General features: G+C 71.1%; 14 protein-coding genes. 7 read left to right on the top strand and 7 right to left on the bottom strand.

Annotated features, from left to right (window positions below):
- Positions 1–80 precede the first annotated feature (80 nt).
- The 3 genes from WG209_RS24885 to WG209_RS24875 all read right to left on the bottom strand — a co-directional run bounded on the left by WG209_RS24885 (position 81) and on the right by WG209_RS24875 (position 3290).
- Entirely contained in the window at positions 81–500 is a 420-nt protein-coding gene (locus WG209_RS24885) for a secondary thiamine-phosphate synthase enzyme YjbQ (RefSeq protein WP_337177817.1), read from the bottom strand.
- A 219-nt stretch (positions 501–719) separates the two neighbouring features.
- A complete protein-coding gene (locus WG209_RS24880) occupies positions 720–1160 on the bottom strand; it encodes a hypothetical protein (protein ID WP_337177816.1) in 441 nt (146 codons plus the stop codon).
- A 159-nt stretch (positions 1161–1319) separates the two neighbouring features.
- Positions 1320–3290 carry a hypothetical protein gene (locus WG209_RS24875; protein ID WP_337177815.1) on the bottom strand — a complete coding sequence of 657 codons (1971 nt, stop codon included), beginning with the start codon at positions 3288–3290 and terminating at the stop codon, positions 1320–1322.
- 177 nt (positions 3291–3467) lie between these two features.
- On the opposite strand from WG209_RS24875, the gene WG209_RS24870 reads away from it, so the two are divergent.
- The 6 genes from WG209_RS24870 (at position 3468) to WG209_RS24845 (ending at position 12715) form a co-directional block, all read left to right on the top strand.
- On the top strand, positions 3468–4754 hold the full coding sequence (locus WG209_RS24870; RefSeq protein ID WP_337177814.1) for an alpha/beta fold hydrolase: 1287 nt from the start codon (positions 3468–3470) through the stop codon (positions 4752–4754).
- A 334-nt stretch (positions 4755–5088) separates the two neighbouring features.
- Positions 5089–6630, top strand: a complete 1542-nt coding sequence (locus WG209_RS24865; protein ID WP_337177813.1) for a peptide MFS transporter — start codon at positions 5089–5091, stop codon at positions 6628–6630.
- Between the two features lie 31 nt (positions 6631–6661).
- A complete protein-coding gene (locus tag WG209_RS24860; protein WP_337177812.1) occupies positions 6662–8689 on the top strand; it encodes a S9 family peptidase in 2028 nt (675 codons plus the stop codon).
- A gap of 291 nt (positions 8690–8980) precedes the next feature.
- On the top strand, positions 8981–9760 hold the full coding sequence (locus tag WG209_RS24855) for an ABC transporter ATP-binding protein (RefSeq protein WP_337177811.1): 780 nt from the start codon (positions 8981–8983) through the stop codon (positions 9758–9760).
- Positions 9757–10971 carry a hypothetical protein gene (locus tag WG209_RS24850; protein ID WP_337177810.1) on the top strand — a complete coding sequence of 405 codons (1215 nt, stop codon included), beginning with the start codon at positions 9757–9759 and terminating at the stop codon, positions 10969–10971. Before WG209_RS24855 ends, WG209_RS24850 begins: the two co-directional genes overlap by 4 nt.
- Before the next feature lie 97 nt (positions 10972–11068).
- Positions 11069–12715, top strand: a complete 1647-nt coding sequence (locus tag WG209_RS24845; RefSeq protein ID WP_337177809.1) for a formate--tetrahydrofolate ligase — start codon at positions 11069–11071, stop codon at positions 12713–12715.
- 168 nt (positions 12716–12883) lie between these two features.
- On the opposite strand, the gene WG209_RS24840 is transcribed toward WG209_RS24845, so the two are convergent.
- The 3 genes from WG209_RS24840 to WG209_RS24830 all read right to left on the bottom strand — a co-directional run bounded on the left by WG209_RS24840 (position 12884) and on the right by WG209_RS24830 (position 16659).
- Entirely contained in the window at positions 12884–14614 is a 1731-nt protein-coding gene (locus tag WG209_RS24840; protein ID WP_337177808.1) for a carboxypeptidase regulatory-like domain-containing protein, read from the bottom strand.
- 231 nt (positions 14615–14845) lie between these two features.
- Entirely contained in the window at positions 14846–15676 is an 831-nt protein-coding gene (locus WG209_RS24835) for a transglutaminase-like domain-containing protein (RefSeq protein WP_337177807.1), read from the bottom strand.
- Positions 15677–15705: 29 nt separating this feature from the next.
- A complete protein-coding gene (locus WG209_RS24830) occupies positions 15706–16659 on the bottom strand; it encodes a DMT family transporter (protein ID WP_337177806.1) in 954 nt (317 codons plus the stop codon).
- Positions 16660–16965: 306 nt separating this feature from the next.
- Here WG209_RS24830 and WG209_RS24825 point away from each other — a divergent pair, with 306 nt between their 5' ends.
- A complete protein-coding gene (locus WG209_RS24825) occupies positions 16966–17304 on the top strand; it encodes a hypothetical protein (protein WP_337177805.1) in 339 nt (112 codons plus the stop codon).
- 49 nt (positions 17305–17353) lie between these two features.
- Here WG209_RS24825 and WG209_RS24820 read toward each other — a convergent pair.
- Positions 17354–17544 (bottom strand): hypothetical protein (locus tag WG209_RS24820; protein ID WP_337177804.1); only part of this gene is annotated, 191 nt, incomplete at its 5' end.

The following is a 17544-nucleotide window of genomic DNA, read 5'->3' as shown; positions in this document are numbered from 1 at the left end:
TGAGACGGCCGCCCCCTCGACTGGCCCCCCCGGGTATGTTCGTGGGGGCGGCCGTCTCATTTCGAACATTGGGCCTATCGTCAGGCCTCGCCCGTGACCGTCACGATCACCGACCGCCGGTGCGGGTGGGTCCGGTGCTCCCACAGGAAGACCCCCTGCCAGGTCCCCAGCGCCGGGGCGCCTTCGGCGACGGGGATCGTGAGCGCCGTCTGGGTCAGGATCGACCGGACGTGGGCCGGCATGTCGTCGGGGCCTTCGAGCGTGTGCCGGAAGATCGGGTCGCCGTCCGGGACCAGCCGCGCGGCGAAGCGTTCGAGATCCTGGCGGACGCTGGGGTCGGCGTTCTCGCAGACGATCAGCGACGCGCTCGTGTGGCGGACGAAGACGTTGCACAGCCCGACCCGGACCCCTGACGCGGCGACGATCCGCTCGACCTCCGAGGTGATCTCGATCGTCCCTCGCCCGCGCGTGGGGACCGTCAAACTCTGCTGGTGGATCACGAGGCGCTCCGTGCGAGGATCGGGGCGACCGGGACGGTCCCGAAGCCCGAAGGGCTCGCGGAAGCCGTCCGGCCGCCGGAATCGAACATAAGACCCATTATCGGACGTTCGAACGCTCCGGCCTCGCCCCTGTCGGCGACGCATGGGCCTCCTCCAACACCTCCGTCCGTGTGATGGTGTTGGAGATGTCGGTTCGGGAGGGTGACGGTCCCATGCCCGTCAGCGTCCCCGGCCGAGGCCGCCGAAGCCCATGCCGGGCCGCACTCCAAGCCCGGACGCCGGGCCGCCGAAGCCGCCGGGGTTGTACATGGGCCGGCCGAAGCCGAATCCATAGCCCTGGCCGGGAGAGTTGTACACGCCGCTAGGATAACCGGGCAACTCCCCCGGATAGCCGTAGCCGGCCGGAGCGCCGTACGAGGTGGGCATGGCGTAGCCCCCGCCGGGGTAGCCGCCGCCGGAGTACGCCTGGGGCGCGGCGTAGTTGACCGCGGGGCCGTGATAGCCCGTGGCGGCCGGCGAGGCGTAGCCCGCGTGGGAGTAGGCCGGGACGCAGGTGGTTTGCACGGCTCGACGCTTCTTATGGCAGGCCTCCGACGTGGCCGCCCAGACGCCGACGACCAGGGAGACCGTCAGTAGGGTTCGAACGAAGGTGCGAGTCATGGTCGGTCCTCTGACGGGACCACGACGGCTCCATCCATGCCCGGCCGCAACGTGCGGCGCGAGGGAGCGTCGCGACGATCCCGTGCGGGTCGTCCTCACCGTGCAATGACAGTGCCAGGTCGGATCCCGAGTGGGCCGCCGGCCGTCGCCCCCGGCGCTTCACTCGTCCGGCGAGAGGAATCCGTGATGCACGCCCATCCAGTAACCCAGGGTGAAGGCGACGCCGTCGGCCTCCTCGCGACCGTCGTCCCCCCAGTCGGGCCGCCAGGGGTTGGCGTTCCAGCGGGCCTGGGTCCGCTCGGCCGGCGAGAGGACGCGGTCGAGCGTGGTGTTGATCCGCCGGACGCCCGGCTCGTGACGCGGGCGGACGTCGTGGCGGTGCGAGTTCCTGGTCGTCCAGGAGACGAGGTCCCAGGGCCAGTCTCGGAGCGTCTCGCGGGCGTCCTCCACGTCGCAACGGCGGCCGGTGGTCGCCCCGTAGACGAAGTTGTAGAACGGGCTGCGCTCGGCGCGGATCGTCTGCTCGCCGTGGATCGGCTCCCAGGTCCGGGCGATGCTCTGCACCAGGATCCGGCGCTTCGCCGGGTCCTTCTCCAGAATCAGGAGCGGGTAGTACGCCAGGTACAGCAATTCGTCGTCGGAGTGGTTGATGTCGGGCCAGTTGCGCCCCTCGGCCCGGCGCATCATGAGGGAGTTCAGCAGGTAGTGATGATCCTTGATGAGCCCGTCGGCGACCTCGGCGTACTTGGGGTCGCCGGTGATGTGCCCCGCGACCTTCAGGAACATCAGGATCTCGATCGAGTTCAGCGGGCGCAGGTCGTAAAACAGCGGGTGCTTGTTGATCAGCTCCGGCGACCAGACGCCCCAGCGGGTCTTCTCGCCGGTGTGGTCGACGAGAGTGAGGTTGTTGGCGAGGATCCAGTCGGTGACGCGGCGGACGACGGCGGCGATCTCGGCCTTCTCGGCCTCGTCGGCGACGAGGTCGTGGTAGAGGTACCAGGCGAAGTAGTGGCCGTCCAGCTCGTCGCTGCTGGTGTCCCCCTTGCACCAGAGGCCGGGGACGGCGGGAGAGCGGTACCAGACCTTGGCGTCCACGCCGACGGCGTGGACCTTGGCGGTCGTGCTGAAGCCCCTCACGCCGGCCTCGACCTCCTCGTCGGTCACCACGGCCCGCGCGGGGAACCCGGGGATGCCGGACAGGCGTTCCAGGTCGAGGAGCGCGTCCATCGACTTCTTCGCGGCGGCGCGAGCGGCGGGATCCTTCGTCGCCCCGTATCGGAGGGCCTGGGCGCCGACGTACATGGCGGTCCAGAGGCCGTCGTTGTCGCTGACGTGGAAAGTCGGATCGGTCAGGTCGCCCGGCGCTCTCAGGTGGAGCGAAGCGATGTAGCCCCGGCGGTCGTGACGCTCGCGGACGATCCGCTCGAAGTGGGCGGCCTTCTCGGCGAGGGTCGTGGGCCGGTCCTCGATGCAGGACGTCCCGGTCCTGGTGGCGACCCACGCGCGGCCCTTGTCGTCGGTCCAGACGGCCTGGGCGTCGTCGTCGGGGAGCCAGCGTTTGCCGGCGAAGTAGCGGAACTGGCCGTCGCGGAGCCGCCAGACGCCGGCGGGGGTCGCGGCCCAGACGTCGCCATTGGGGGCCAGGTGGATGTGCCGCGCGTCCTCGTACGGGACGCCGTCTCCCCCGCCGAGCTTCTGCCACCATTGCTCGCCGTCGCAGAGGAAGACGCCGCGATCGGTCCCCACCCAGATCGTCCCCAGGGGGTCGGCCGTCACGATCTGGACCTTCGTGTTCCAGTGGACCTCCGGCTGCCCCGGCTCGGGATGGCGCGGGCCGACCTCAAGGGGCTCGAAGCCGTCGGGCGTCGACCGGAACGGGCCGGCGTCGGTGACGACCCAGAGCCGGCCGCTCGCCGACCGCGCCGCGGAGAGGATCCGCGCCCCTTCCGGGAGCTTGGAGCGGTCCACGTCGTCGAAATTGGGCTCGGGCCGCGCGACCCCCTCGGGGAGGGCCGCGCCCTGCTCGTACTTCGTCGCGACGAGCTGCGGGTAGGTCGCGGCCTGGGCGATCCAGGGCGCGAGGGCCAGCCAGAGCCCGGTGAGGGCCGGGACGAACGGCTTCGTCGCCATCGATGGGGACTCCCGAGGAGGAGGGGGCGGGACCGGTTCGGAGAGGAGGGGCCGGCGTCGGCCGGGCCTCATGGTACGGGGGCGGTCCGGGACGTGCAACGATCGGGTCGACTTGATCGCCCCGGGGGCGGTCGTCATGCTGGGCGGGAGATGGACGTCAACCCGGAGGACACGCGCATGGCCCGTCGCGTTACTTGGCTCTGGCTCTGCCTGCTCCCCCCCCTGCTGGGGGCGGACAGGCTCCGCGTGGAGGTCCCGGTCGACCCCGACGGGGGCGTGGCGGTGTCGAGGATCGTCGAGGCCCTCTCCGGCGCGACCGGCCAGGACATCAAGCCCCCGGCGCTCGACCTGACCTTGTCGGTGCGCGGGCTTCCCGGGGCGCTGGGGCGGACGCTGCTGCGGGAATGCCTGGGGGACGACGTGGAGATCCGGTTCGAACCGGACGCCGTCGCGTTCCTCCTGTCGCCGGGACTCGGCCGGGGGGAGTCGCGGCGGGAGTGGCGCGAGCGGCTGGAAGGGCTCGCGTCGCGGACCGAGGAGGCCGCCGAACGGAAGTCACGTCACGCGATGCGGGCCCGCCCGTCCTATCGGCCCAATGACCCGTCGCGCCCGACGGTCTGCCTGGTCCACGGGCTGAACTCGTCGTCGGAGGGGTTCGCCCACATGATCCCGCACCTGGAGGACGCCGGATACGGGATCGTGGTGTACGACTACCCGTACGGCCAGGGACTGGACCAGTCGAGCGACGAGTTCCGGGCCGACTGGGAGGCGTTCCGGGAGCGGGTCGGCGAGCGACGGCCGTGGGCGGTCCTGGCCCACTCGATGGGGGCCCTGGTCGCGCGCTCCTATATTGAAGGCCCGGGGCGCGAGGCGGGGGACGTGGACTCCCTGATCCTGATCGCTCCGGTGAACCGGGGGTCGCACGTCGCGCGGTTGCAGCCGGTGCTCCAGACGATCCGCAAGTTCGCCGCCGTGAAGCAAGGGAAGACGACGCAGGCCCTCGCCGAGCTGGCCGAGGAGCCCGGGCGATCGGCCGACGACATGCTCCCCGGCAGCCCGTTCCTGGAGAAGATCAACGCCCGGCCGCGCAACGAGGCCGTGCCCTATCGCATCCTCGCCGGCGACATCGGCCTGCTCACGCTCGACGCGAGGAAGCGGATCGAGGACCGGATCGAACTCCTGAGCCAGAGCGCCGGGCCGCTGGCCCTGCTGACCCGGGCGACGCTCGGCGACCTGACCCCGATCCTGGACGAGCTGACCGACGGCACCGGCGACGGCGCCGTCTCGGTCGAGGCCACGAGACTCCCTGGCGCCCCCGAGCCCGTGGTCCTGCAAGCCAACCACGCCGAGCTGATCCGCGCCCCGCTCCTCTTCGCCGACCCCGGCCCGGTCGTCAGCATGCCCTGGATCCTGGACTGGCTGGAGGAAGATTGCGAGGGGAAGGCCGTCCCGCCGCCGCGCTGAACGGGAACGATGGCGCTGGATTCTTCCCCCTTCCGCCCCGGGAGAGGGCAGCCTCGCCAGCGGCGGGTGAGGGTCGTCGGATTTCGGGAGGCATGTCGGCGCGCGGAAACCATGAACCGCGGCCGCCTCTACAATCCGACGTCCCTCACCCGGCCCTTCGGGCCACCCTCTCCCGCCGGGAGAGGGGACGCGCGTTTCACGCTCGGGCGAATCCAGGTCGCGCTCCGCGCCCCTTGGGATCCGGAGCGGGTTCGATTAATCTGTTCGGGCCCGAGAAGCCCCGGGCCGCGTCGCGCCCGGCCGGCTCGATCCCCTTTGCGCCGAGGAGCCCCGCATGTCGCAGCCCGTCGACCCCGCCTTGAGCCCGCGGGACGAGACCCCGCCGCCGAGGGCCGAGGGCCACCCGCCCGGCCTCTACGCCCTGTTCACCGCCGAGATGTGGGAGCGGTTCAGCTACTACGGCATGCGGGCGCTGCTGGTCCTGTACGTCGGCAAGGCCCTGGGGTACGAGCGCAAGGACGCGCTGGCCCTCTACGCGGTCTTCACGGGGCTGGTCTACCTCACGCCCGTGTTCGGCGGGCGGCTGGCGGACCTCTACCTGGGCCAGCGCAAGGCGGTGCTGATCGGAGGCATCCTGATGGCGCTGGGCCAGTTCGCCCTGACCCAGCCGGACCTGCTCCACCTGGGGCTCGGCCTGCTGATCGTCGGCAACGGGTTCTTCAAGCCGAACATCTCCGTCATGGTCGGCTCGCTCTACCCGCAGGGGGACCCCCGCCGCGACGGCGCCTACACGCTGTTCTACATGGGCATCAACCTGGGCGGCTTGATGGCGCCGCTCATCGCCGGTTCGCTCGGCCAGGGCACCGACTGGGGGAACGGGTTCCTCAGCGCGGGGATCGGCATGGTCCTGGGCGTGCTGACGTTCGCCTTCACCCAGCGGCTCCTCCAGGGCGCCGGCCTGCCGCCGGGGCGCGAGGCCAGGCCGGGAGCGACGATCTCGACGCGCGACTGGGTCGAGGTCGGCGCGTTCTCGGCGATCATCGCGGCGCTGGTGTACGGCGGGATCGCGGGCTGGCCGACGATCCGGCCGCTGTGGGCGCCGGGCTTCACCGAGACGTCGACGGCCCTGGCGGTGCTGTACAAGGGGACGATCATCCTCGGGGGCCTGGCCCTGTTCGTCTGGGCGACCGAGCCGAAGGCCGACGCCGAGTCGGCGGAGCTGCGCGAGCCGTTCACCAGCGAGGACTGGCAGCGTGTCGCCGTGATCGTGGTCATCAGCCTGTTCTCGATCCTCTTCTGGGCCGGCTTCGAGCAGTCGGGCGGGACTCTCACCCTGTTCGCCGACGAGCGGACGGATCGGCATGCCTTCGGCTACGAGATCCCGGCGTCGTGGTTCCAGACCGTGAACCCCGTCTTCATCGTCTCGCTGGCGCCGATCTTCGCGATCGTCTGGACCAGGTTGGACCAGAGCCGGTACTCCATCCCGTCGGTGGCGAAGCAGGCCCTCGGACTGATCCTGCTGAGCGGGGGATTCTGGCTGATGTACGCGGCCGACCGCGCCGGGGCGACGGGGCCGGTCTCCCCCTTCTGGCTGATCGGCGTCTACCTGATATTCACGATCGCCGAACTGTTCCTCTCGCCGATCGGCCTGTCGTTGGTGAACAAGCTGGCCCACCCCCGGATCGCCTCGCTGATGATGGCGTTCTGGTTCGGGAGCACCGCGGCGGCCAACTACCTCGCCGGCATGATGGAGTCCATCATCGAGCCCTACAAACTCAACCTCTGGATCGTGCTGGGGGTGATGGCCCTGGGCTCCGGCGTGCTCCTGCTGGCGCTCACGCCGATCCTGGTGAGGCTGTCCCACGGCCGGGTCTGACGCGGCGAACGACGCGCAAGGGAGGATTCGCATGAGAAACCGCTGGATCATGGGGGCCGTCGTGGCTACGACACTCGCGGGGGCGGCCGAGGCGAAGCGGCCGATGACGACCGACGACCTGCTGGCCGTGAAGTCCGTGGGAGACCCGCAGCTCTCCCCCGACGGCTCGCGCGTCGCGTACGTCGTCAGCGAGGTCGACAAGGACGCCGGCAAGTCCAACAGCAGCCTGTGGCTGGTCCCGACGGCCGGCGGCGAGCCGACGAAGCTCACCTCCGCGCCCGGGGCGAACAATCACCCGCGCTGGAGCCCCGACGGCAAGACGATCGCGTTCGTCTCCTCGCGCGGCGGCTCGTCGCAAGTCTGGCTGCTGCCGATCGACGGCGGCGAGGCGCGCCAGCTCACGAAGCTGCCGATCGACGTCGACGGCCCGGTCTGGTCTCCCAAGGGGGACAGGATCGCCTTCGCCGCCCAGGTCTATCCGGGGACGACCCCCGAGGAGACCGCGGCGAAAGACAAGGAGAAGGAGGAGGCCAAGAGCAAGGTCCGCGTCTATGACGACCTGATGGTCCGTCACTGGAGCGAATGGGACTCGGGCAAGCGGAGCCACCTGTTCGTCGCCGACGCGAAGACCGGCGAGGCCGTCGACCTGACGCCGAAGCTCGCGGTCAACACCCCCCCCGCCCCGTTCGGCGGCTCCAGCGACTACGCCTGGTCGGCCGACGGCCAGTCCCTCGCCTTCACCGCCGAGCCGACGAAGGACCGGGCCTGGTCCACCAACACGGACATCTGGCGGGTCCCCGTCGGCGGCGGCGAGCCGGAGAACTTGACCGCGGCCAACGAGGCGGCCGACGCGTCGCCGTCGTTCTCGCCCGACGGCAAGCATATGGCGTACATCAGCCAGTCGCGCCCGGGGTTCGAGGCCGACCTGTGGGTCTTGCGCGTCCGCGACCTGGCGACCGGCGAGACCCGGGACGTCAGCTCGTTCCTCGACCGGCCCGTCCAGGGCTTCGCGTGGAAGGACGCGGGCACGGTGGTCGCCTCGATCGACGACGGCGGGCGCGTGCCGGTCGTCGTCCTGCCGATCGGCGGCGACGGCTCCAAGGTCGAGCGCCTGGCGACGGAGGGGGTGAACACCGGCGTCTCCGTGGGCCCGGAGGGGGAGGCGATCGCCTTCGTCCACCACGCGGCCGATCGCCCGGCCGAGATCCATTACAGGAAGGCCGGCGAGGAGGCCCGCGCGTTGACCTCGCACAACGCCCCCCTGCTCTCCCAGCTCGACCTGGCGCCGATGGAGTCGTTCACCTTCAAGGGCGCCGGCGGCGACGAGGTCCAGGGGTGGCTGATGAAGCCGCCGGGGTTCGAGGCGGGCAAGAAATACCCGGTCCTCTTCCTGATCCACGGCGGCCCCCAGGGCGCCTGGCACGATGAGTGGCACGCGCGCTGGAACTACGCCCTGTTCTCGGCCCCCGGCTACGCGCTGGTGGCGATCAACCCGCGCGGCTCGACCGGCTTCGGCCAGAAGTTCACCGACGAGATCAGCCGCGACTGGACCGGCAAGGTGTACGACGACCTCATGGCGGGGCTCGACCACGCCCTCGGGAAGTATGACTTCCTGGACGGTAAGAAGCTCGCCGCGGCCGGCGGCTCCTTCGGCGGGTACATGGTCAACTGGATCTGCGGCCAGACCGATCGCTTCAAGGCCCTCATCAGCCACGCGGGCGTCTTCGACCTGGTGAGCATGTACGGCACGACCGAGGAGCTGTGGTTCCCCGACTGGGAGTACGGCGGCCCCCCGTGGAAGGAGCTCCAACACTACCTCGACCGCTCCCCCAGCCTGTTCGCGGACAAGTTCAAGACGCCGACCCTGGTGATCCACGGCGCGCTCGACTTCCGCGTCCCCGACGCGCAGGGGCTCGGCATGTTCACGTCCCTGCGCCGCGTCGGCGTCCCCAGCCGCTACGTCTGGTTCCCCGACGAAGGCCACTGGATCCTCAAGCCGGCCAACCGGATCGTCTGGTGGCGCGAGATGCACGACTGGCTGGCGAAGTACCTGAAGTGACGCGCGAGGGTGAGGTTGGGAACGATCTTCCCCCCTGGAGGGGGAAGACAGACTCCGAAGGAGTCAGATGAGGGGGAGCTGCCCGGGGAGCCCCGGATTTCGCGACCCCCATCCCGGCCGACGGCCACGGAGAGCCCCTCGGAACTCCGGAGGTCGACTCGCTCGTCCCCCCCTCATCCGGCCCTTCGGGCCACCGTCCCCCTCCAGGGGGGAAGGCCGTTCATCGCTCGCCCCCCCAAGCGCCCTCGGCTTGACCCCGTCCCCGAAGCCCCATCCCGACCGGAGCGCCCCTTGATCGAACTGCGAGACGTCACGCAGCACTACGGCGTCCGTCCGGTGATCCGGTCGGTGAGCCTGCGCGTGGAGCGCGGGGAGCTGGCGGTGATCCTCGGGCCGAACGGGATGGGGAAGTCGACGCTGCTGGGGGTGATGGCCGGCGTGCTATCGCCCCAGCGCGGGGAGGTCGTCATCGACGGCCTGGTCCGCAAGCGCGACCCGGACGAGGAGCTGGCGATCCGTCGCCGCTGCGTCTACCTCCCGGACAACCTCTGGACGCCCCAGCACCTCACCGGCCGGGAATACTTGCTGGCCGTCGGCCGCCTGTACGGCGTGGACGCCGAGCGCGTGATGGAGCACGCCGATCAACTGCTCGACCTGTTCGACCTCAAGGAAAAGGGCGAGAGCCCGATCTCGGGATACTCCACCGGGCAGAAGAAGAAGGTCGCCCTCTGCTCGGCCCTCATCACCGAGGCCCCCATCCTCCTGCTGGACGAGCCATTCTCCGGCGGCCTCGACCCGGCGGGCTTGCTGACGCTCAAGAAGGTGTTCCAGCATCACGCCCGGCGCAAGAACTTGACGATCGTGATGACCAGCCCCGTCCCCGAGCTGGTCGAGGAGATCGCCACCCGGATCATAATCCTCCAGGAGGGACGGATCCTGGCCGAGGGCTCGCTCGACGACCTCCAGCGTCTCACGCAATGCCGGGGCTCGCTGGGGGACGTGCTCGAACGCCTGATCTTCCCCGAGACCACGCGGAAGCTCGCCGAGTATTTCCAGGACTATCCGCGATGACCGCGGCCCCCGCCTGGCGAAGGTTCCGCCCCGATCGGCTCTACACTCGGGTGGTCGTCCCGGCGCTGATCGCGGTCCTGTTCCTCGAATGGCTGTTCTGGTGGCTGGGCGTCCGCGAGCCGGACGTCCACCTCCCCGGCGGCCTGATCCTGAACATGACGCTGGCGTGGTACGCGGTCGTCCGGGCCCGGCGCAACGTCCCCTACACCTTCTCCGGCTACCGCGCCTGGCTGGCGACCACGCCGTGGACGGTCGACCGGCCCCTGCCCTTCGGGCCGATCGAGCTGGACTGGCCGGACGCCGTGATCCTCGGGGCGTTCATCGCCGTGAACGGGGCCTTCCCCGATCACCAATCGGCGCGGCTCCTGGCGCTGTTCTTCTTCCTCCACTGCCTGGCGCTCGTCCCCACGATCCGGGGGGCGGCGAACCACGTCCCGGCGTACGCCGCCCTGTTCGGCCTGGGGCTGATGTTGAAGCTCTGGCACCTCCCCTGGGCTTGCGCGACGACGGGGGTGGTCGTCTATTTGATCGTGTACGACGGGCTTCGGCTGACGCTCGCCAGGTTCCCCGAGCCGGGCGACGAGAAGACGGTTAACGATCTCGCGAACTTCGACCCGGCGAAGGCCGAATGCGGCTGGCCCTACGAACGCCTCCTGCGCGAACCGGCCGGTGCCCCGGAGGGGGAGCGGCCCCCCGCGATGAGCGCGTCGGAGATCGCCGCGTTGAGCCTGGAGCGGATCCCGATGCACGGCCGCGTCCGGCTCGTCGACGCCATGGCGTGGGGCCTGCTGGCGGGCTGGTGGGCGGCCTGCGTCGGGCCGATCTTCTTCGCGGGAGACCGTTTTCGAACGCTTCTGGGCGTGGGAGTCCCCGCCCTCGCCGCGATCTCCGGCCTGGTCCGCCTCACGATCTACACGAACTCCTACCTGCCTCCCATGACGATGTGGGGGCGATTCCGGACGCTGCGGTGGATCATCCCCGGATACGACGTGGTGTTCGTCGGCCCGGCGCTCACCGTGATGGTCCCCACGGCAATGCTGCTGGTGGGGGTCTGGCGAGACTTTCCCCTGGAGGCGGTGGGCCCGACGGCGATCGCGGCCACCTTGTTCATTGCGCTGGCCGCGCCGCCGAGCCTGCGACGCTGGCGACTTGTCGGGCGGCACCGGATGGTCCCCGGCCAGCCCGGATCGTCCCAGGCGGGCGAACCCTGACGACGCCATTACGCGCGACACCCGGCTTGCCGCGCCCGCCGCGATTCTGGCAAGATTCTCGGACCCATCGACCCCGCTCCCGAAGGACCCGACGCCGATGACCGCGACCCCGACCGCCTTGCGACCGATCGTCGAAGTGGCCCGAGACCTGGACATCGGGCCGGACCTGCTGGAGCCGTACGGCCGCGACAAGGCGAAGGTCCACCTCGACGCCCTGAAGTCCGGGCGGAAGCCGGGCAAGCTGATCCTCGTATCCGCGATCACCCCCACCCCGGCCGGCGAAGGGAAGACGACCACGTCGATCGGCCTGGCGCAGGGGATGAAGCGGATCGGCCGTCGCGCCGCGCTGGCGCTCCGGCAGCCGTCGATGGGCCCGGTCTTCGGCCGCAAGGGGGGGGCGACCGGCGGCGGCATGAGCCGCGTCGAGCCGTCGGACACGATCAACCTCCAATTCACGGGCGACTTCCACGCGATCACCGCGGCGAACAACCTGCTCGCCGCGGCCATCGACAACCGCCTCTACTTCCGCGACCTGGACCTCGACCCGACCCGCATCCTCTGGAAGCGGGCGCTCGACATGAACGACCGCTCGCTGCGGCGGATCGTCATCGGCCTGGGCGGGCCCTCGCAGGGGGTCCCGCGCGAGAGCGGTTTCGACATCACGGCCGCCAGCGAGATCATGGCCATCCTCTGCCTGTCCGAGTCGCTGCCCGACCTGCGCGAGCGGCTCGACCGCATCCTGGTCGGCTACGCCGGCGACGGCTCCCCCGTCCTGGCGAAGACGCTCGGCATGACCGGGTCGATGACGGCGATCCTCAAGGACGCGCTGCTGCCCAACCTGGTGCAGACGCGCGAGTCGACCCCGGCGTTCATCCACGGCGGGCCGTTCGCCAACATCGCCCACGGCTGCAATTCCGTCCTGGCGACCCGCATGGCGATGGCCACGGCCGACTACGCCATCACCGAGGCCGGCTTCGCCTTCGACCTCGGGGGCGAGAAGTTCCTGGACCTCAAGTGCCGCTCGGCCGGCCTGAACCCGGCGGCCATCGTGCTCGTCGCGACGATCCGGGCGCTCAAGATGCACGGCGGCGTCCCGCTCTCCGAGATCGCGACGCCCGACCCCGCGGCCGTCGGGCGCGGGCTGTGCAACCTGGAGGCGCACATCGACGCGGCGAAATATTTCGACAAGCCGATCGTCGTGGCCATCAACCAGTTCGGGGCCGACACGCCCGACGAGTTGAAGGTCGTCGCGGACTTCTGCGCGACTCGCAACATCCCCTGCTCCGCCGCCGACGTCTTCGGCGCCGGCGGCGCGGGGGCGGTCGACCTGGCCGAGAAGGTCGTCGAGGCGGCATCCGGCCCCGAGACCCCGTATCGCCCGCTCTACGCGCTGGACTGGCCCGTCGAGGAGAAGATCGAGCGGATCGCCACCGCGATCTACGGCGCCGCCGGCGTGAACATCCAGCAGGCCGCGGAACAGAAGCTGAAGAAGGCCGCCGCGCACGGCTACGACCGACTCCCGATCTGCGTGGCGAAGACCCAGGACTCCCTCTCCGACGATCCCAGGCTCCGCGGCCGCCCGACGGGCTTCACCCTGCACGTCCGCGACGTCGAGATCGCCGCCGGCGCCGGCTTCCTCGTCGCCCTGACCGGCGAGATCCGCCGCATGCCCGGCCTCCCCCGCCGCCCGGCCGGCGAACGCATCGACGTGGACGAGCGCGGGGAGATCGTCAACCTGTTCTGATCGGCGGGCCCGGATCGTCTTCAATGTGGCAAATACGATCCGGGCCACGATCCGTCCTCCCCGCGTGCCGCTCTACGCGGGGGAGCCCCCCCTCCCTTCTCCCCTCGCAAGAGAAGGCATTGACATCAACGGATGATCACGACCGTTCCGCGCGGGTGATCTCGCCATTCACCGGGTCGCGCGACCGCGGGCCTCGCGGCGGGCGTACTGGGGGCCGTTGAGGCGTTCGAAGTGGTCGGCGATGGCCCGGTCGATGTTGCCGAGCGTGACGGGGGTCGCGCCTCGCTCGCGGCGGAGGACGCGGCCCTCGCGGTCGAGGAGGATCATCGTCGGGAAGACGTCGACCGCCAGCGCCTCGCGGACCGGGCAGGGGTCGCTGAAGTCGGTCATGAGGACCGGGAAGTTCAGGCCCATGGCGGTGGCCACCTCGGCGAGCTTCTCGGCGCGGGTCTCCTTCGGGGTCTTCTCGTAGGCGATGCTCACCACCTGGAGCTTCTTCCCCCCCAGCCGGGATTGCAGCGCCTTCATGTGGTCCAGCGCCGGGCGGCACTGGGCGCACCACGAGCCCCAGAAGTCCAGCAGGATGAGATCGGCGTCGAAGTCCCGGAGCGAGACCTTCTTGCCGTTGATGTCGAGCATGGCGAGCGACGTGACCTGGCGCTGGTCGGCGTCGTACTCGCAGTACGGGGCCTTGCGACGGGCCTCCAGGTCGGCGGGCCGCGAGGCCGGGCGGGCCGCGGCCGTCGTCGGGGCCGGGGTGGCGGCGGGAGCGGGAGCGGGCATCGATTCGGGCTCGGATTCCGTCGCGGGAGCCGGCTCGGTCGCCGCGAGTTGCTCCGGGGCGGGCTCGGCGGCCGGCGGCGGCTCGGCGACCGGCGGCGGCTCGACGGCCGGCGTCGGTTCGGCAGGCGGCGCGGCTTCCTGGCGGACGGCGTTGGTCTGGGCGACCTGCTCGTCGAGCGGGACCACGTCGGCCCTCGCCGCGACGTCGGTCCATCGGGGGCGGGCGCGTTCCTGACGGGCCGGGGCCGCCGGCGAGGGGCCGGCGGGCTCGCGACCGTCGTCGATGAGATTGGCGGGGAGGTCGCGGGGCGCGTCGGCCTCGTCGTCCGGCGACGGCCCTTCCACGCGGGCGCTCACCTGGCTGATCTCGCGGGCCGGCGGAAGGGGGTTCTCGCCATCGTCGTCGTAGGCATCCGAGGGGGGAGCGGTCGGCTCGACGTCGAATCCCTCGGGCTCGGCGTCGAAGGCTTCAGGCCTGGCGTCCAGGCGGGGTCGGATGGGCCGGGCCGACCTGGAGCGCGCCCGGGGCTCTTCGTCCTCATACGGGTCGAAGGCGAGGTCGTCGCCCTGGGCGACCGGCCGGACGCGGGGACGCTTCGGCGCGGCGGCGACGGCCCCCCCCTGCCCCGGCTGGGCGTCTCGGGGGTGGAGGGCGATGCTCAGGTCGACGTCGGGGGCCTCGGCCTCGGCGCGGCCGGTCATCATCCCCTGCTCGCCCTGGTACTCGGCGATCACGGTGTAGGTCGATCCGGGCCGGACGCCGCGAAGGGTGAAGGCGCCGGAGCGGTCGGTGACGGCGTGGAGCAGCTTGCCCCCCGCCGCGCCCGACATCGCCAGGCGGACCACCGCGTTGCGCACGGGCTCCCCTTCCTCGTCGTACACCCGCCCGGAGATCCGCGCGCCGGCGGCGCGGCGCGATCCGGGCGCGGGGTCGGCGACGCGGGCTTCCTCGCCCGGCAGGCCGGCGACGACCGGGAGCGACCTGTCGCCCACGCTGGCGGTCGTCTTCACGTCGGACGGGGCGACGGCGCGGAGGCCGCCGGTCTGGCTGCAACCGACGACGCAGAGGCCGGGGACGACCGCGAGGAGGCCGAGTATGCTGGGGGGGATGCGCATGATCGGGGCCCTCCTCCTGGGCGTCTCGGCGGGTCGCCGCGCGGGCGCGGCCATATGCTCCGGGCCGATCGTCCTGATCCTGATCGGACGGGGGCCGTCGCGACGAGTCTCCGCCGCGTCATGGGCGCGAATCGAGGCGCGCTCGCCGATCGGCGGCGGCCACGGGCTCCATTCCCTCGATTCGGACGGCGACCGCGCCCGACTTTAAGGATTCCCGGGATCTCGTCAGGATCAATTCCACTGGGCGAGCTGCGACCGGGCTCCGGAGAGGAGGGCCCGGACGGTCTCGGAATCGTCGGCGCCGGGGCGGGACTTGAGGTAGTCGACCAGGGGGTCGATGGCCTCGCCGGGTCGGTCGAGTTGCAGGCAGAGCATGCCCAGGTCGCGACGCTCGAGCGGATCCTCGGAGATCTCCGCCAGCCTGCCCTGGACGATGTAGGCGGAGGCGAAGTCCTCGCGACCGACGTAGACGGCCTTGAGGTTGCGGAGCATCCGGGCGACCACCGTCCGGGGGTCGCAGGGGGCCAGCTTCGAGGCCGGGACCGGGCCCGCCCGCCCGGTCAACTCGCCGATCCGGCGGCGGCAGGCGTCGAGGTCGAGCAGCTCCCCCTGATGGAAGGCGTCCACGAACGTCGGCGGATCCTCGTCCAGCCTCAGCAGGAAGTGGGCCGGGGAATTGACCGGGAGCAGATCCACCCCGAGGCGCTCGGCGACGGCCTGATAGAGGATGGAGAGGGTTATGGGGATCCCCGTCCCGCGGTCCATCACCTCGTTCAGGAAGCTGTTGCGGGGGTCGAAGTAGTCCTCGGAGTTGCCGGCGTAGCCGTCCTCGATGAACAGCACCCAGTTGAGCTGGCCGAGGGTGTGTAGCGGGTGCGAGCCCCGCCGGCAGCGCGGGCGGACGCGGGCGGCCAGGTCGTCGATCCGGGCGATCTGAGCGTCGATGTCCAGACCAGGGTGGAAGTCGGCGGCGATCTCCAGGGCGACGCGCGCCAGGTCGGGGCGGCCGGCGCCGGCCACCACGCGGTCGAATTCCGGGCTCGGATGTCCAGTCGGTCGCATGGTCGCCCTCGACCCCGGGGGGATTTGGATCAGCTCGCCACACCTTGTTTCGGCGGGACGCCGCCGAGGCTGGAGCGAGAATGCGAGGGCTCCGGGGGGGCGACCCGCCGCGAGCGGGCCGCGCGCGAGGTGATCCAGGCCGTGGGCCCCAGCACCATGACGAAACCGAGGAGGGTCGGCAATGTCAGACGGCGATCCTGCAGGAAGATGTCGAACCCCAGACCGAAGACGACCTGCGTGAGGCTTAGGACGGCGATCCTCGCCGGGGGTCCGGAGGCGTAGGCCTTCGTCAGGAGGATCTGGCCGGCGGTCCCGGAGAGCCCCACCCCCAGGAGCAGGATCCACGATCGGGCGTCGAGCGAGGCGACCATCTCGGCCGCCGGCCGCGCCAGCACCAGCCAGAGCGCCGTCGCCAGGCTGGCGAGCCCGGAGAAGTGGGCCACCACCGCGCGGGCGTCGACGCCCTTAAGGCGGTGGAGTCCCAGCATGGCGATGGCCGTGGTGACCGAGGCCAGCAGCGCGATCGCGACCGCCCCGCCGCTCCCCGGCCCCGCCCCGTGCGGCTGCTGGATCATCGCGACGCCCATGATCCCGCAGGCCACGCATGCCAGCTCGACCCAGCGCCCGCCGCGCCGGGCGCCGACGAACGTCGTCAGCACGATCCAGAGCGGATAGGTGTTGGTGAGCGTCAGGACGTCGGCGACGGGGAGCCGCGTCAACGCGTAGAACGTGCAGGCGACGCTGATCGTCCCGGAGATGCTCCGCCACCACAGCGTCCTCGGCCGCCAGACGACCAGCCGGACCCCGCCGGCCAGGGCCAACGCCAGCGAGAACACGAACGTGGCGAAGATCCGGATGAAGGCGATCAGCAGCCAGTCGCATCGCGATCCGACCTCGTGCGTCAGCGCCCCCATGGTCGCGAAGCAGAACGCGGCGGAGATCATCCAGGCGGCCGGCAGCAGGCTGTTCGATCGTTGGTCCATCGAGATCCGGCGGGGCGGGCTCCGGCGAGGGGGGGGCGCGACGGGACGCGAGGGCCACGCGGACGCCTCGACAGGGACGGGATTATATCATGGATCGCCGCCGACGCGACGGTAAATCACAAACGTCCACCGCCGCGACGGTCGGGCCGCGGGCCGAACGCTCTGGCGGGGGCCGGCGTCTTCGATCACAATGAGCGGGCCGGCGCCCGGCGGAGCCCCGTCGCGGGCCGGCCCCTTCTCAATCGCAAGCCGCCCCGGATCGGCCGCCCGAAGGCCCGGGGCCGAGACCGATCAGGAGCCTCGCCCGTGGCCTCGACCGTCGACCGCAACCCCCTTCGGAATCCGAGCTACCCCGTGCGCGACCATTACGGCGAGCGTCATGAGCTGGAGGCCCGGCTCAAGGCGTGCGACGAGAAGCTCGCCGCCGCCCGCCGCAAGTTCGCGCTGCTCGGGAGCCATCCCCGGCGGGACGAGTACCAGAAGCTGATCTTCCAGCTCCAGGGGGCGCGCGACCAGTTCGCCGACGCCGCGTACCGGATGACCCGCGAGGCCGGCAGCATCTATCACGAGGACGAGGAACGCCTGGGCAACGCCGAGCGCGCCTTCGCCTTCGTGCTCCGTCGCTGGGACTCGGTCGCCACCTGAACGAAGGAGGCTCCCGCGCCGGGGAGACCGGCGCGGGAGCCCTGGGACTTCAATCGATGAACAGCCCGCTGACGAGGGCCGAGAGGCCGCCGGCGGCGCTGACGCGGAACTGGACCTTGCCGCTGACCTCCCAGGACAGGTACACGCCGTCCTTGAACGAGGAGACCGACCGGGAGTCGAGCACCTCGCCGGTCGCCGGGTCGACCAGCTCGACCAGCTGGACGCGGTTCGACTGGAACC

Origin of the sequence: Paludisphaera sp., assembly GCF_037189885.1 — a bacterium.
In the GTDB taxonomy this organism is placed as follows: Bacteria; Planctomycetota; Planctomycetia; order Isosphaerales; family Isosphaeraceae; genus Paludisphaera.
This window is presented reverse-complemented; position numbering and strand designations above follow the sequence as displayed.